Annotated in this window: 11 protein-coding genes; 3 read left to right on the forward strand and 8 right to left on the reverse strand. The window is 74.3% G+C overall.

What is annotated here, in order from left to right; all coding sequences use genetic code 11:
• Positions 1-443: 443 nt before the first annotated feature.
• The 3 genes from ACFV18_RS03235 to ACFV18_RS03245 are packed head-to-tail and all read left to right on the forward strand — an operon-like array spanning position 444 to position 3,219.
• Positions 444-1,250 (forward strand): ABC transporter ATP-binding protein, encoded by an 807-nt coding sequence (locus ACFV18_RS03235; RefSeq protein WP_380478652.1) that lies wholly within the window; start codon positions 444-446, stop codon positions 1,248-1,250.
• Positions 1,247-2,647, forward strand: a complete 1,401-nt coding sequence (locus ACFV18_RS03240) for a hypothetical protein (protein ID WP_380478654.1) — start codon at positions 1,247-1,249, stop codon at positions 2,645-2,647. The genes ACFV18_RS03235 and ACFV18_RS03240 overlap by 4 nt, the downstream gene beginning before the upstream one ends.
• A complete protein-coding gene (locus ACFV18_RS03245) occupies positions 2,644-3,219 on the forward strand; it encodes a hypothetical protein (RefSeq protein ID WP_380478656.1) in 576 nt (191 codons plus the stop codon). Before ACFV18_RS03240 ends, ACFV18_RS03245 begins: the two co-directional genes overlap by 4 nt.
• 234 nt (positions 3,220-3,453) lie before the next feature.
• Here ACFV18_RS03245 and ACFV18_RS03250 read toward each other — a convergent pair whose 3' ends face one another.
• The 8 genes from ACFV18_RS03250 to ACFV18_RS03285 form a co-directional block, all read right to left on the reverse strand.
• The gene (locus ACFV18_RS03250; RefSeq protein ID WP_380478658.1) at positions 3,454-4,854 is read right to left on the reverse strand and encodes an MFS transporter; all 1,401 of its coding nucleotides are present in this window, start codon (positions 4,852-4,854) and stop codon (positions 3,454-3,456) included.
• Positions 4,855-4,950: 96 nt separating this feature from the next.
• Positions 4,951-5,430 carry a hypothetical protein gene (locus tag ACFV18_RS03255; RefSeq protein ID WP_380478660.1) on the reverse strand — a complete coding sequence of 160 codons (480 nt, stop codon included), beginning with the start codon at positions 5,428-5,430 and terminating at the stop codon, positions 4,951-4,953.
• A 110-nt stretch (positions 5,431-5,540) separates the two neighbouring features.
• Entirely contained in the window at positions 5,541-8,066 is a 2,526-nt protein-coding gene (locus ACFV18_RS03260) for a SpoIIE family protein phosphatase (RefSeq protein ID WP_380478662.1), read from the reverse strand.
• A gap of 139 nt (positions 8,067-8,205) precedes the next feature.
• Positions 8,206-8,820 (reverse strand): TetR/AcrR family transcriptional regulator, encoded by a 615-nt coding sequence (locus tag ACFV18_RS03265; RefSeq protein ID WP_380478664.1) that lies wholly within the window; start codon positions 8,818-8,820, stop codon positions 8,206-8,208.
• Between the two features lie 52 nt (positions 8,821-8,872).
• Positions 8,873-10,450 (reverse strand): AMP-binding protein, encoded by a 1,578-nt coding sequence (locus tag ACFV18_RS03270; RefSeq protein WP_380478666.1) that lies wholly within the window; start codon positions 10,448-10,450, stop codon positions 8,873-8,875.
• Positions 10,451-10,704: 254 nt separating this feature from the next.
• On the reverse strand, positions 10,705-11,541 hold the full coding sequence (locus ACFV18_RS03275; RefSeq protein ID WP_380478668.1) for an inositol monophosphatase family protein: 837 nt from the start codon (positions 11,539-11,541) through the stop codon (positions 10,705-10,707).
• Between the two features lie 88 nt (positions 11,542-11,629).
• Positions 11,630-12,820 carry an acyl-CoA dehydrogenase family protein gene (locus tag ACFV18_RS03280; protein ID WP_380478670.1) on the reverse strand — a complete coding sequence of 397 codons (1,191 nt, stop codon included), beginning with the start codon at positions 12,818-12,820 and terminating at the stop codon, positions 11,630-11,632.
• Between the two features lie 74 nt (positions 12,821-12,894).
• Complete coding sequence (locus ACFV18_RS03285) at positions 12,895-14,841, reverse strand: acetyl/propionyl/methylcrotonyl-CoA carboxylase subunit alpha (RefSeq protein WP_380478672.1); 1,947 nt, start codon at positions 14,839-14,841, stop codon at positions 12,895-12,897.
• Positions 14,842-14,852: the final 11 nt, after the last annotated feature.

The following is a 14,852-nucleotide window of genomic DNA, read 5'->3' on the forward strand; positions in this document are numbered from 1 at the left end:
CCCCGGCGCCACCACCGCGCCCGCCCACCGACGCGCCTACTCCACACCTGACCCCTCCCCATCGGAAAGAACCACCCCCATGCCACGCACCATCAACACGACCCCCGCCACACCGCCACCGCACTGACCGCCCCCTGGGCCACCGGCCGCCCGCCCTTCGCACCTGCGGCACCAACAGCTGAGCGCCACTGCTCGTCCCCGGCGCCACCACCGCGCCCGCCCACCGACGCGCCCAGCCCACACCTGACCCCTCCCCGCCGGAAGGACCCACCCCCCATGCCACGGCACCATCAACACGACCCCCGCCACACCGCCACCGCACTGACCGCCCTCCGGGCCACCAGCTGGGCGCCACTTCTCGCCCTCGGCGCGCCGCCACCGCGCCCGCCCGCCGACGCGCCTACTCCGCACCTGACCCCTCCCCATCGGAAGGAACCACTCCCATGCCACGCGCCATCAGCGCGGCCTCCGTCGCGCCCAAAACCCATGCCTGGGAGATCCGGGCCGAGGGCCTGCTCGTCCGGGCCGGGCGCAAGAAAATGGCCGTCAATGGCCTCGATCTCCGCCTGGGCACCGGCGCCCACGGCCTGCTCGGCCCGAACGGGGCGGGCAAGACCACCCTGATCCGGGCGCTGGCCACCGTGCTGCGCCCGGCCGGTGGCGAACTGGAACTGCTCGGCACCGCCGCCGGCCGCGCCGACCTGCGGGCGCTGCGCCGCCGGATCGGCTACCTGCCGCAGGACTTCGGCTACTACCGGCGCTTCACTGTCCGCGAGTTCGTCGAGTACATGGCCTGGTTGAAGGAGGTCCCGAAGGCCGAGATCCCGGGCGCCGTCCAGCGGGCGGTGGAGCGGGTCGGCCTCGCGGACCGCGCCGATCACCGGATGAAGACGCTGTCCGGCGGCATGGTGCGGCGGGCCGGCATCGCCCAGGCCATCATCAACGATCCCGACCTGCTGCTGCTGGACGAGCCGACCGCCGGGCTGGACCCGGCGCAGCGGCTGCGTTTTCGCGAACTGCTGCAGGAACTCGGCCGGGACACCTGCGTGGTGGTCTCCACCCACCTCGTCGAGGACGTTGCCGCCGCCTGCTCCGACGTGGTGCTGTTCGCGGACGGCCGCCTGGTCTTCCAGGGCACCCCGGAGGACCTGGCCGCCGCGGGCGGCCCCGAACACCCGGGCGACAGCCCGCTGGAGCGCGGCTACTCGGCGCTGCTCCGTCACACCGAGCGGCCCGGGGGTATCTGGTGAACGTACGTGTCCTGCGGACCGAGCTGCGTCGCTCGGCCGCGCCGTGGGCCGGGCTGCTGGTGCTCGGCGGCTCGCTGGCCGTCCTGTTCGCGATCGACGGCATCTGGTGGCGCGGCACGGCCGGCTGGACGGCTCAGTGGACGTCGATGGCGATGTGGACGCGCTGGCTGCTGGGGTTCTGGTTGCCACTGACGGTCGGTGTCGGCGCGCTGTACGGCCTGCGCGACAAGCGTTCGGGGACGGCGGAGCTGTTCGGCACCGTGCCGAAGCCGGCCTGGCGGCGCGCCGCGCTGCCCGCCGGGGCGATGGCCGGGGTGCTGGTGACCGGGTTCGGCCTGGTGGTGACGGCGGGCGCGGTGCAGGTGGCGCTCGGCGACACCGGGTACCGGCCGCTGGGCTGGGTACCGATCTCGCTGGTGGCGGCGCTCGCCCTGGTGGCGGCCGCGGTGTTCGGCATGGGCGTGGCGCGGACCGTGCCGTCGGTGTTGACTCCGCCCGCGCTAGTGGTGCTCTCGCTGGTGGCGACGGGCCTGCTGCGGTTCACCGGCGACGGTGCGACGCCCCGTGCCACCGTCACGCCGAACCGGCTCGCGCTGCTCTCCCCGGTGACCGTCGATCCGCGTGAGTCGCTGCTCACCCTGGCCGGTTCGGTCCACCTCGGCCAGACGCTGTGGCTGCTGGGCCTGGCCGCGACCGGCTTCGCCCTGCTGGTCGCCGCGTCCCGGCGGGCCCGGCTGCTGGCCCTCGCCCCTGTGCTGGCGGGCGCGGCCCTGGCGCTGGCGGTACTGCCCGGCGACGCGCGCCACACCTACGTGGTGGATCCGGCGGCGGCGCGGCCGGTGTGCGACGGGCCGGTGTGCGTCACCGCACTGAACCGGGCCCGGCATCCTGAGCTGTCGGCGCGCAGCGCCGAGGCACTGCGGGTCCTGAACGGCGTGCTGGGCGAGCGGGCTCCGCAGTCGGTCACCGAGGACAGCACGCTGCACGCCCTCGGCGACCTCCGGCAGGTGTCCGCCGGAACGATCCTGGTGGACTTCGACGAGCGGGAGTTCGACGGGAAGAGCGGGCTGGACCTCACCCGCGCCCTGGTCGGGCAGGGCCTGGTGCCGACCTGCTACCCGCGCACCGGCCGGGAGGGCGGCTCGGTCGAGGACGCCACCGTGCAGAGCATCGCCGCGAGCTGGGCGCTCGGCGAGAACACCATGGTGCCGGTGGAGACTCCGGGCGCCGGCACGTACGACCAGCAGGCCTGGGAGGAGGCCCGAACCGTGTGGACGGCGTTCACCGCCGCTCCCCCGGCCGAACAGCGGGCCCGGATCGCCGCGCTGCACGACGCCGCGCTGTCCTGCTCGATGAAGCACCGTCTGCCTGTCCTGACCGGATCGGAGGCCCGATGAACTGGCTGGTGCTGTACGCCCGTTCGCGTCAGGTGCTGCTCTCGGCCGCCGTCGTCACCGCCGTCGCGCTGGCCGTGTGGGCGCTGGTGGACGGCGCTCCGGACGGCTCGGAGGACCGGGGGACCACCGCCCTCGTGCTGACCGCGAACGTACTGGCGGCCATCGTCGGCCTCGGCGGGCAGGACACGGTGCTCGACCGCACCGCCGCGATCCGCTGGGTGCCGCGCCGCGTCGCGCACGTCCTGCTGATCGGCGCCGCCGCAGGGGCGGCCCTGCTGGCCGTCCAGGGGGCCGGGCCGCATCTCGCCGCCACCTCGGTGGTGGTCCGCGACAGTGCGGGCCTGGTGGGTCTGGCCGCGCTCGGCACCGCCTGCTGGGGCACCACGTACGCGTGGACGCTGCCGACCGGCTGGCTCGCTCTCACCATGCTGGTCCCGCCGATGGCCGGCCGGCCGGGCCACGTGGCCTTCTGGCTGGTCCAGCCCGCAGGCACCACGGCGGCCACCGCGACGGCGGCGGCGCTGCTACTGGTGGGCACCACGCTGTACGGCTGCGCCGGGCCACGGCGGTAGGCCGCTGCGCGGGCGGGTGCGAACCCGGGGACGTGTGGGGGTACCTCTCGGCCCGCTTGGGCCGGGGGGAACTGCGCGACAAGCGCACGCCAGGTCCGTCAGGTCGCAATCACGTGCAGGTCATTGTCCTGCGTCGCGATCTTGCCGACGGGTGCGTTCCCCTTCGCGCAGTTCCCCGCGCCCCCGGTTTCGCACCCTCACAGTTCCCCCCTGTTTTCGCACCCGCTCCGGTCCTCAGTCGCGGAGGGCAGCGAGCAGGGCGAGCAGGACGAAAGCGATCACCACGGCGAGGCTGAGCTGGAAGGCGCCGGGGTAGTCGGCGGGGGTGTGCAGGTGGCCGAAGAAGGTGGCGCCGACGGTGGCGATGCCGGCGGCGGAGCCGATGCGTTGGGCGGTCTGCAGGACGCCGCCGGCGCTGCCGGCCCGGGCGACGGGCACCTCGTTGAGGGTGAGGGCCTGGTTCGGGGAGACGACCAGGCCGCTGCCGAGGCCGGCCACCAGCAGCGGCAGGGCGGTGGCCCAGCCGACGAACGGGCCGTTGAAGAGGTGGACGGCGAGTGCGGCGAACGCCAGGCCGATGGCGACGGTGGCCAGGCCGAACGCGATCAGCCGCCGCCCGTAGCGGACCACGATCCGTCCGCCGACGGTGGAGGCGACCGCGGAGGCCAGTGCGAACGGTGTGATGGCCAGGCCCGCGTACAGCGCGCTGTAGCCGCGGCCGGCCTGCAGGTACAGCGTGAAGACGAAGAACACGGCGGTGAACCCGGCGAAGTACAGCAGCGACACCAGCGAGCCGGAGGTGAAGGAGCGGGTGCGGAACAGCGCGGGGTGGACCAGCGGTTCGCGGTGGCGGGCGTACCGGAGCTCCCACCCGGCGAAGGCGGCCAGCACCAGCAGGGAGCCGGCCAGCAGCAGCCACTTGCGGGGGTCGTGCCACTGGGCCTGGACCAGCGGGAGCAGCAACAGGACGGTGCCGGTACCGAGCAGCAGCACGCCGGCCGGGTCGAAGTCGCGGCGGGCGCAGGTCTCGGGGGTGGGGGCGGGCAGCAGGCGGCCGGCGAAGGGGAGCAGGGCGAGGCCGATCGGGAGGTTGACGTAGAAGACCCAGCGCCAGCCTTCCTCGGTGCCGAACGCGGCGATCAGCAGGCCGCCGAGCATCGGGCCGACGGCGGTGGAGAAGCCGATGGTGGTGCCGAGCAGGCCGAACGCCCGGGCGCGTTCGCCGCCGCGGAAGAGTTGCTGGATGAAGCCGGAGACCTGTGGCACCAGCAGTCCGCCGGACATGCCTTGCAGCAGGCGGGCGGCGACCAGCCAGTCCTCGCTCTGGGCGGCGCCGGCCAGGGCGCTGGTGGCGGTGAATGCCGCCAGGCCGGTGAGGAAGACAGGGCGGCGGCCGATCGCGTCGCCGAGCCGCCCCGCGGGGACCAGGACCAGGCCGAACGCCAGTGAGTAGCCGGACAGCACCCATTGGAGTCCGGCTTCCGACATGTGCAGGCCGGTGCGCACGGACGGCAGCGCGACATTGACGATCGACACGTCGAGCAGCGTCATGAATCCGGCGGCCAGGCACACCGCGAGGGCCCGCCAGCGGCGCACCCCGGTGCTCGCGCCGCTGGCGGTCGTGGGCTGGGCCATACGTGTGTTCCTTCCGTCCGGCGTCCAGTCTGGGCGGCGCGGGCGGTGGCGGGCGGGCGGCGCGCCGGGGTTGACGATCGGTCGGATGATCTCAAGTCAGGCGTCGGGCAGCAGGTCGAGGGCCAGCTGCCGGGCGTCGGCGAAGGCGGGCGGGGTGGCGCCGAGGTCGGTGAGGGTGGTGATCACCACGGCGTCCACGCCGGTCAGCCAGTTGCTGGTCTTGGACTGCACCACCGCGATCTGGGTGTGCTCGGTTCCGTCGCACTCCACCTGGGCGGGTGAGGTGCGGGTGGAGCCGAAGGCGATGGTGGCGGGATCCTCGGGGTCGGTCTGCTCGACGGAGGTGTTGAGCGAGCGCGGGCCGTCGGTGGGGGCGCAGGTGTAGGTGAGTTCGACCTGGACCCGGCTGGGGACCTTCGGATCGATGCCGACCCCGGTGATCGCGATGACGGTCGCGACGTCCGAGTCCTCGGTGTCGGGGTCCTGATCGGCGAGGGCGGCGGGTGCGAGGGCGGCGGGCGCGAGGGCCAGGCCGAGGACGAGGGCGGTGACGGCGGCGGGGAGGCGCAGTTGCACGGCGGGGCCTTCCGGACGGAGGGGTTTCTCCGACTGTCCGTCAGCCCCGCCGGGCGGGCGAGCGGTGGCCGCCGAGCGGGTGTCACTGCGGCGTGTTTGCGCCCCGGAGGTCAGCCGGGCCGGTAGGGCAGTTCGATCTCGGCCCAGACCACCTTGCCGTTCTTGGTGGGGCGGGTGCCCCAGCGGTGGGCGAGTTCGCTGACCAGGTGGATGCCGCGGCCGCCCTCGTCCTCCTCGGCGGAGCTGCGCAGCCGGGGCGGCTGGCCGCCGGCGTCGGAGACCTCCAGGGTGAGGGTGCGGTCGCGGAACAGGCGCAGCCGGCGGGGGGCGTCGGCGTGCAGCAGGGCGTTGGTGACGAGTTCGCTGACCACGAGTTCGGCGTAGTCGGTGAGGGTGGACAGGCTCCAGCTGTCCAGGGTGGCGCGGGTGAAGCGGCGGGCGCGGGCGGGCAGCGGGCCTTCGGTGGGGAGGACCAGGGTGGCGATCCGGTCGGCTGGCACGGGCAGCGCCCGGGCCATGATCATCGCGATGTCGTCCTCGGTGCCGTCGGTGACCAACGCGGCCAGTGCCGCGTCGCAGCTCTCCTCCAGGGTGCGGCCCGGGGCGGCGAGGGTGCGGGCGAGCAGGTCGATGCCCTCGTCGATGTCGCGGCCGCGGCGTTCGACCAGGCCGTCGGTGTAGAGCGCGAAGGTCGAGCCGGGCGGCAGGGTGAACTCGGTGGATTCGAAGGCGCCGCCGCCGATGCCGAGCGGGACGCCGGGCGGCAGGTGCATCACGTGGGCGCTGCCGTCGGGGTCGACGCGCACCGGCGGGAGGTGGCCGGCTGAGGCGATCACCACGCTGCGGTCGACGGGGTCGTAGACGGCGCACACGCAGGTGGCGAACTGGCCGTCGCCGATCGCGGAGGCGGTCTCGTCGAGCCGGGCGAGGACCTGTTCGGGCGACAGGTCGAGGGTGGCCAGGGTGCGGGCGACGGTGCGCAGTTGGCCCATGGTGGCGGCGGCCCGGATGCCGTGGCCCATCACGTCGCCGACCACCAGGGCGACCCGTCCGCAGGACAGTGGGACCACGTCGAACCAGTCGCCGCCGACCTCGCTGACCACGCTGGAGGGCAGGTAGCGGTGGGCGATCTCCAGGCCGAGGGTGCGGTGGATCTCCTGGGGCAGCAGGCTGCGCTGCAGGGTGAGGGCGGTTTCGCGTTCGCGCCGGTAGAGGCGCGCGTTGTCGATGGCGAGGGCGGTGCGGGCGACGAGTTCCTCGGCGAGCGAGACGTCGGCGGCGCTGAACGGCTCGGGGTTGCGGGTGCGGATGAACTCGGCGCCGCCGAGCACCATGCCGCGGGCGCTCAGCGGCACCAGCAGGTAGGAGTGGATGCCGGCGGCGATGCCGGGGGCGACCCGGTCCTCGCTGGGCACGATGCCGCGCAGCACCTCCTCGTCCACCTGCGGTTTGTACAGCGGGCGGCCGCTGCGCATGCACTGGGTGTAGGTGCGTTCGGCGCCGTACTCGGTGGTGCCGCCGACCTGGTCGGCGGCGCCGGTCAGGCTGGTGCCGTAGGCCTCGCCGACGGCCAGGGCGCGGACCTGGACGGCCTTTCCGGGCTGGATCGGGGCGGGTTCCTCGCCGCGCACCACCGGTTCGAGCAGGTCGACGGTGGCGAAGTCGGCGAACCGCGGGACGACCGCCTCGACCAGTTCCTCGGCGGTGCGCTGCAGGTCGAGGGTGGTGCCGATGTGGGCGCTGGCGGAGGCGATCAGTGCCAGGCGTTCCTGGGCGCGGGCGGCGCGGGCCTCGGCCTGGAAGCGCTCGGTGACGTCGATGATCGAGGAGGAGACGCCGAGCACCCGGCCGGTGGAGTCCTCCAGCCGGAAGTAGGACGCCGACCAGGCCCGGTCGTGGTGCGGGTCGGCGGGGACGCGGCCGTGCGAGCGGGCGTCTATGACGGGTTTTCCGGTGGCCAGCACCTGCCGCATGACGGCTTCGACCTCGGCGGCGTTGATGCCGGGCAGCACGGCGGTGATCCGCCGGCCGAGGTGCTGCTCGGCGGTGAGGCCGTTGATCCGGGCGAGCGCCCCGTTGAGGCGGACGAAGCGCAGGTCGGTGTCGTAGACGGCGAGGCCGATCGGCGACTGGTTGAAGAAGCCGTCGAAGACGGCCAGGTCGGACTCCACCTCGTGCAGGGCGTGCAGGTCGGAGGCGGTGGCCAGCAGCAGGGTGCGGCCGTCGGGCTCCACTATCGGGTAGGTGTGGAACTCCAGCTCGACGGTGGAGCCGTCCCGGCGGCGGACCCGGTGGGTGCCGGACCAGCCGCGGCCGGCCAGCAGTCTGCGGAACAGTTCCTCACCGGCGTCCGCCCCGTCGTCGGCGAGCAGCAGCTGGGCGGGGTGCGCGCCGAGGGCGTCGCGGGCGGGCCAGCCGGTGAGGGCCTCGGCCTCCTCGCTCCAGTGCAGGATGCGGCCGTCCTCCTGGACCAGCGCGGTGGCCAGCGGGACCAGGCGGTGCCCGGCCAGGCGCGCGGAGGCGGCACCCGCCGCGTCGCGGCCGGGCGTCTGTTCGAATCCGTGCGTGCTCAGTTGGCCACCTGCCCGGTACCTTCCCCGGTTCTGCCGGTCGTTCCGGCTTCCACCAGACTGCACGGCCCGTCGCACGCCTGCGACTGGTGATCGTGCGGGCGACGTGACCGAAGGTGAGAGTCTCCTCGATCCGGGCCATTCCGGGCAAGGGGAAGACGGTGATCTGCCGGTTTCACGGCCGGTCAGGGCGGTGTCCGGGCGCTCAGCCGGCCAGTGCGGCGTCCAGCAGGCGCGACCACTGGCGGACGATGCCGACCCGGCGCGGGCCGTCGTCGGTGAGCAGGTTGGCCAGGCCGAGGCCGCGGGCGAGGTCCAGCGTCGCCTGGACGGTCTCCCGGACGCCGGTGGCGCTCTCGTCGGCGCCCAGCCATTCGACGGCGGCCCGGTGCGCCTCGCGGCCGACGTGGTTCTCCAGGGTGACGATCCGCTCGCGCAGCGGCTGTTCGGTGGCGGCGGCCACCCACAGGTGCAGGGCGGCCCGGAACAGCGGGCCGGTGTAGAGCCGGACGATCATCTCGACCACCGCCTCGGTGCGCGCGGGCCCCGGCGGCGGAAGCTCGCTGACGTGCGCCAGGACGGCGGCCAGCCGCTCGGCGGCGACGTGTTCGACGGCGGCGGTGAACAGGTCCTCGCGGGTGCGGAAGTGGTGCTGGGCGGCGCCGCGGGTGACGCCGGCCCGTTCGGCGACCGCCGAGACGGTGGAGCCGTTCCAGCCGACCTCGGCCAGGCACTCCACCGCCGCCTCCAGCAGCCGGCGGCGGGTGGCGCGACTGCGGTCCTGCTGGGGGGCGCGGGCGGCGGGGGTGCTGGTCGTCATCGGCGGCTCCTGCTCGGCTGGGTGGTCTGGGCGTCCCGATCCTCGCAGACCGTCAGCCGCCTGCGGCGCGGTCCCGCAGTTCGCGGCGGAGGATCTTGCCGCTGGCGGACTTCGGGACGGCGTCCAGGAACTCCACCTCGCGCACCTTCTTGTACGGGGCGACCCGGCGGGCCACGTACTCGATGACCTCCTGCTCCGCGAGTTCGCACCCGAACGCGGGCACCACGTACGCCTTCGGGCGTTCGGTGCCCTCGGCGTCGGTGACGCCGATCACCGCGGCGTCGGCGATGGACGGGTGGGTGAGCAGCAGGGCCTCCAGTTCGGCCGGGGCGACCTGGTAGCCCTTGTACTTGATCAGCTCCTTGACCCGGTCGACCACGTGCAGGTAGCCCTCGCCGTCCACGTGGCCGACGTCGCCGGTGTGCAGCCAGCCGTCGGCGTCCACGGTGGCGGCGGTCTCGGAGTCGCGGCCGAAGTAGCCCTTCATCAGCTGCGGGCCGCGGAACAGCAGTTCGCCGTCCTCGCCGGGGCCGAGGTCGCGGCGCGGCTCGTCGAGGGACAGCACCCGCAGTTCGGTGCCCGGGACGAGGCGGCCGACGGTGCCGACGGGCGGGTGCGGGTCGTGCGGCGGGACGAGGTGGGTGGCCGGGGAGAGCTCCGTCATGCCGTAGGCCTGGAGCAGGTGCGGCAGGCCGAGGCGGCGGGCGCAGGCGGCGGCGAGTCCGGCGTCCAGCGGGGCGGCGGCGCTGAGCACGTAGCGGACGGAGGACAGGTCGTAGCGGTCCACCAGCGGGTGCTTGGCGAGCGCGAGGGCGATCGGCGGGGCCACGTACACCGCTTCGATGCGGTGGTTCTGGATGGCCGTCAGGAACTGCTCCAGGTCGAAGCGGGGCAGCACGACGACGGTGCAGCGGGCGCGCAGGGGGCGGTTGAGCAGAGCGGTCAGGCCGTAGATGTGGAAGAAGGGGAGGACGGCGAGGATGCGTTCGCCCGGGGCGGTCTTCAGCAGCCCCTCGATCTGGGCGAGGTTGGTGGAGACCGAGCGGTGGGTGAGCATCACGCCCTTGGGCAGGCCGGTGGTGCCGCTGGAGTACGGGAGCACGGCGAGGTCGGTGGCGGGGTCGAGTTCGGGGGCCGGTTCGGGGGCGTCGGTGGCGGCGAGGTCGGCGAGCGAGCGGTGACCGTCGGCCTGGTCGCAGACGAAGATCTCGGCGACCGGATGGGCGGCGGCGGCCTCCAGGGCGACCGGCAGGAACGCGGAGACGGTGATGATCCAGCGGGCCCCGCAGTCGCGCAGCTGGCCGGCGAGTTCGGCGGCGGTGGCGAGCGAGCTGACCGGGGTGACGGTGGCGCCGGTGCGGGTGGTGCCGTAGAACGCCAGCGGGTAGGCCACGGTGTTCGGGCTGAACAGCGCCACCACCTCGCCCTTGCCGACGCCGGCCGCGGCCAGCCCGGCGGCGATCCGGCGGCTGCCCGCGTCGAGTTCGCGGTAGCTGACGGTCCGTCCGGTCAGTGCGTCGATCAGGGCCGGCCGGTCGGCATGCTCGCCGGTGGCGCAGTCGCCGAGGACGGCGTCGTGGATGGGCCGGTCGAGCGGGGCGACGGTCGGGTAGTCGCTGTGGAACACCATGCGGGCCTCCGGGGCGGGCTCGGGGGTCGGGGTGGCGGCGCTGTCCTGTTCGGTGGTGCTGCTCGTGTGCCTGGTGGTGCCTGGTGGTGCCTGGTGGTTCGTGTGGTGCGGGTGCTCGGGGGCGGTGCGGGTGCTCGGGGGCGGTGCGTGCTGCTGGCCAAGGGTGCCCGGGTCGTGCGGGGCGCGGGCAGGGCGCGTGGCGGGCTTGTGGGGTCGCGCGGCGGTTACTGGCGGTGTTGACGGTACTGGCGGTGTCAGCGGTGCTGGCGGTGCTGACGGTACTGGCGGTCGATCAGGTCGAGCAGGCGGGCGTGGGTGTCGGGGTCGGCGGCGACCAGCAGGCCGCCCTCGCCGCTGTGCAGGGGCTTGCCGCGCAGGTCGGTGACGGTGCAGTCGGCCGCTTGGCACAGCGCCAGGCCGGCGGCGAAGTGCACGCTGTCGGCGAGGTGCCCGTCGGTGACGTAGGCGGCGCGCCGGCCGGCGGCGACCCAGGCGACGGCCAGCGTGCTGGAGACCACCCGGGGGTGGAACGCGGCTTCGAAGTCGGGGTCGGTGAGCAGGTGTGCGGCGCGGAACGCGGCGGCGTTCGGGTACGGCGGGTCGAGGTTGAGGTCGACCAGGTGGGATTCGGCGGACGGCGCCAGCGGGGTGTCGTGACCGTCGTGGCGCAGGAGCGCCCGTTCGCCGTCGGTCCAGTAGGTCTCCCCCGTGTAAGGGTCGGCGGTGGCGGCGGCGACCGTCCGGCCGCCTTCGCGCAGGGCCACGTTGACGGCCACCAGGTGGGTGCCGACGGCGTAGTTGAGCGTGCCGCAGAGCGGGTCGATCAGCCACCGCCGGTCGGCGTCCGCCGCGCCGGTGCGGCCGCTCTCCTCGCCGGTGAACGCGTCGCCCGGGCGGGCGGCGCGCAGCAGGTCGAGGATGGCGCCCTCGGCGGCCAGGTCGGCGGCGGTGGCGAAGTCGCCGCCGCCTTTGTGGTGCCGCTCGACGGTGGCCCAGGCGTGGGCGCGGACGGCCTCGGCGCCGGCCTCGGCGGCGCGGCGGGCGAGTTCGGCGTCCTGGGGGTGGCCGTCGGCCGTGGGCGTGATCGTCATGGCGGGAGCGTAACCTTCGGCGCCGGTGCGGGGAGCGGGTTTGTCGGGCCGGTCCGCGCACCGGTGCACCGGGCCTCCTGGCGGGGTGTCAGTAGGAGCGGGGCAGGCCCAGGGTGTGCTGGGCAACGTAGTTGAGGATCATTTCGCGGCTGACCGGGGCGATCCGGCCGACCCGGGTGGCGGTGATCAGGGAGGCGAGGCCGTACTCCTGGGTGAGGCCGTTGCCGCCGAGGGTCTGCACGGCCTGATCGACGGCTCGGCAGGAGGCTTCGCCGGCCGCGTACTTGGCCATGTTGGCGGCCTCGCCGGCGGCCAGGTCCTCGCCCGCGTCGTAGAGGTGGGCGGCCTTCTGGGTCATCAGGCGGGCGAGTTCGACCTCGATGGCGCACTGGGCGAGCGGGTGCGCGATGCCCTGGTGGGTGCCGATCGGGCGGTCCCAGACGGTGCGGGTGCGGGCGTAGCCGACGGCGGTGTCGAGGGCGTACCGGGCGATGCCGAGGGTGAAGGCGGCGGTCATGATCCGCTCGGGGTTGAGTCCGGCGAACAGTTGCAGCAGTCCGGCGTCCTCGTCGCCGACCAGGGCGTCGGCGGGGAGCCGGACGTCGTCCAGGAAGACCTGGAACTGCTGTTCGGGGGTGGTGAGTTCCATCGGTATGGGGCGGTAGTCGAAGCCGGGGGTGTCGCGCGGGACGACGAACAGGGCGGGCTTGAGCTTGCCGGTGCGAGCGTCCTCGGTGCGGCCGACGAACAGGACGGCGTCGGCCTGGTCGATGCCGGAGATGAACACCTTGCGGCCGCTGAGCAGCCAGTCCTCGCCGTCGCGGCGGGCGACGGTGCCGATCCGGTGCGAGTTGGAGCCGGCGTCGGGTTCGGTGATGCCGAACGCCATCACCTTGCTGCCGTCGGCGAGTCCGGGCAGCCAGCGCTGCTTCTGTTCCTCGGTGCCGAACCGGGCGATCACGGTGCCGCAGATCGCGGGCGAGACGATCAGCATCAGCAGCGGGCAGCCGGCCGCGCCCAACTCCTCCAGAACGACGGCGAGTTCGCCGATGCCGGCGCCTCCGCCGCCGTACTCGGCGGGCAGGTTGACGCCGAGGTAGCCCAACTTGGCGGCCTCCGACCAGAGTTCCTCGACGGGCTGGTTGGCGCGGGCCTTGCGCTGGAAGTACTCGCGCCCGTAGCGGCGGCCGAGCGCGGCGACGGCCTCGCGCAGGGCGCGGCGGTCCTCGGACTCGATCAGCGGGGAGGCGGGCACTGCGGTGGTGCGCGGTGCGGACATCGCGGGATCCTTCCGGGCGTTGGTGGCCGGGCGGCGCGGATCGCGCAACCGGCTTGTTTTGCAGGGGAGTTGATTCAGTCCTCGGACCGGACCACCGCGAGCACGGCGCCGGTCTCGACCTGCCGGCCGACGGCGACCGGGAGTTCGGCGAGTACGCCGTCGGCCGGTGCGGTGACCTGGTGTTCCATCTTCATCGCCTCCAGCCAGAGCAGCGGCTGGCCGGCGGTGACGGTCTCGCCCGCTTCGGCGGCGATCCGCACGACCGTGCCGGGCATCGGGGCGAGCAGGGTTCCGGGGGCCAACTGGGCCGCGGGGTCCGGGAATCGGTCGAGCACGGTCAGGGTGTGGTGTTCGGTCGGGCCGTCCACGAAGACCTGGTCGCCATGCCGGGCGATCCGGTAGCGGCGGCGCAGCGGGCCGACCGCGAGATCGACGGATTCGGCGGTGCTGCCGAGGAGTTGGACCTCGGGGTGGTCCTCGGCGAGCAGGCCGTCGCGGGTGAGGCGGTAGCGGACGTCGAGTTCGGTGCCGTCGCTGGTGCGGTAGCGCTTGAGCTGCGGCTGGGAGGGCAGGTTGCGCCAGCCGGACGGTACGGCGCCGGGGTGGCGGGCGGCGTCGGCGAGGGCGGCGGCGAGGGCGGCCAGGGGTGCGGATTTGCCGTCCTGGTCGAGGAGTTGGTCTGCGTGCTCGGCGAGGAAGGCGGTGTGCACGGCGCCGTCCAGGAAGGCCGGGTGGCGAAGCGCGCGGACCAGCAGGTCGCGGTTGGTGGCCGGGCCGTGCAGGCGGGTGCGGGCCAGGGCGTCGGCGAGGCGGCGGGCGGCGGCGCGGCGGGTGGGGGCCCAGGCGATCACCTTGGCGAGCATCGCGTCGTAGTGGACGGTGATCCGGTCGCCGCCGCCGCCCGCTCCCTCGCCGATTCCGGCGTCCAGGCGCAGTCCGGCGGGTGCCGGACGGGTGTCGAACTCGACGTCCACGCCCGGGACTTCGAGCAGGTGCACGGTGCCGGTGGCGGGTTGCCAGTCGCGGGCCGGGTCCTCGGCGTACAGCCGGGCCTCGATCGCGCAGCCCTGAGTGGGCGGTGCGGCGGCGGGGAGCTTCTCGCCTTCGGCGACGGCGAGTTGGAGGGCGACCAGGTCGAGGCCGGTGACGGCTTCGGTGACGGGGTGTTCGACCTGGAGGCGGGTGTTCATCTCCAGGAAGGCGAGTCGCCCGTCGGGGGCGAGCAGGAACTCGGCGGTGCCGGCGCCGCGGTAGCCGATGGCGCGGGCGGCGGCGGTGGCGGCGGTGTGCAGGCGGGTGCGCAGTTCGGGGTCGAGGCCGGGCGCGGGGGCTTCCTCGACGACCTTCTGGTGCCGGCGTTGCAGCGAGCAGTCGCGGTCGCCGACAGCCCACACGGTGCCGTGCGCGTCGGCCAGCAGTTGGACCTCCAGGTGGCGGCCGGTGGGCAGGTAGGGCTCGCAGAACACCTCGTCGTCGCCGAACGCGGCTGCTGCCTCGGCGCGGGCGGCGGCCAGCGCCTCGGGCAGGTCGGCGAGGGTGCGCACCACTCGCATGCCGCGTCCGCCGCCGCCGGCCGCGGCTTTGACCAGCAGCGGCAGGTCGGCCTCGGCGGGCTCGGGCCCGACGCTCAGCACGGGGACGCCGGCGGCGGCCATCAGCCGTTTGGCGGCGGTCTTGGAGCCCATGGCGGCGATCGCGGCGGGTGGCGGGCCGATCCAGAGCAGGCCGGCGTCCTGGACGGCGCGAGCGAACCCCGCGTTCTCGGAGAGGAATCCGTAGCCGGGGTGGACGGCGTCGGCGCCCGCGTCCAGCGCGGCCCGGATCAGCAGGTCGGCGCGCAGGTAGGTGTCGGCGGGCGCGGCGCCGGGCAGCCGGACGGCGGTGTCGGCCTCCTGGACGTGCCGGGCGTCGGCGTCCGGGTCGGCGTACACGGCGACGGTGGCGATGCCGAGGGTGCGGCAGGTGCGGAAGATCCGGCGGGCGATTTCGCCGCGGTTGGCCACCAGCAGAGAGCTGATCATCCGTCAGTTCG

The sequence above is a fragment of the Kitasatospora sp. NPDC059673 genome (assembly GCF_042734215.1).
In the GTDB taxonomy this organism is placed as follows: Bacteria; Actinomycetota; Actinomycetes; order Streptomycetales; family Streptomycetaceae; genus Kitasatospora.

Excerpts from the sequence above, each read along its gene's own strand:
- ACFV18_RS03235 (WP_380478652.1), top strand. The coding sequence starts at position 444 with ATGCCACGCGCCATCAGCGCGGCCTCCGTCGCGCCCAAAACCCATGCC.
- ACFV18_RS03245 (WP_380478656.1), top strand. The coding sequence starts at position 2,644 with ATGAACTGGCTGGTGCTGTACGCCCGTTCGCGTCAGGTGCTGCTCTCG.
- ACFV18_RS03250 (WP_380478658.1), bottom strand. The coding sequence starts at position 4,854 with ATGGCCCAGCCCACGACCGCCAGCGGCGCGAGCACCGGGGTGCGCCGC.
- ACFV18_RS03265 (WP_380478664.1), bottom strand. The coding sequence starts at position 8,820 with ATGACGACCAGCACCCCCGCCGCCCGCGCCCCCCAGCAGGACCGCAGT.
- ACFV18_RS03270 (WP_380478666.1), bottom strand. The coding sequence starts at position 10,450 with ATGGTGTTCCACAGCGACTACCCGACCGTCGCCCCGCTCGACCGGCCC.
- ACFV18_RS03275 (WP_380478668.1), bottom strand. The coding sequence starts at position 11,541 with ATGACGATCACGCCCACGGCCGACGGCCACCCCCAGGACGCCGAACTC.
- ACFV18_RS03280 (WP_380478670.1), bottom strand. The coding sequence starts at position 12,820 with ATGTCCGCACCGCGCACCACCGCAGTGCCCGCCTCCCCGCTGATCGAG.
- ACFV18_RS03285 (WP_380478672.1), bottom strand. The coding sequence starts at position 14,841 with ATGATCAGCTCTCTGCTGGTGGCCAACCGCGGCGAAATCGCCCGCCGG.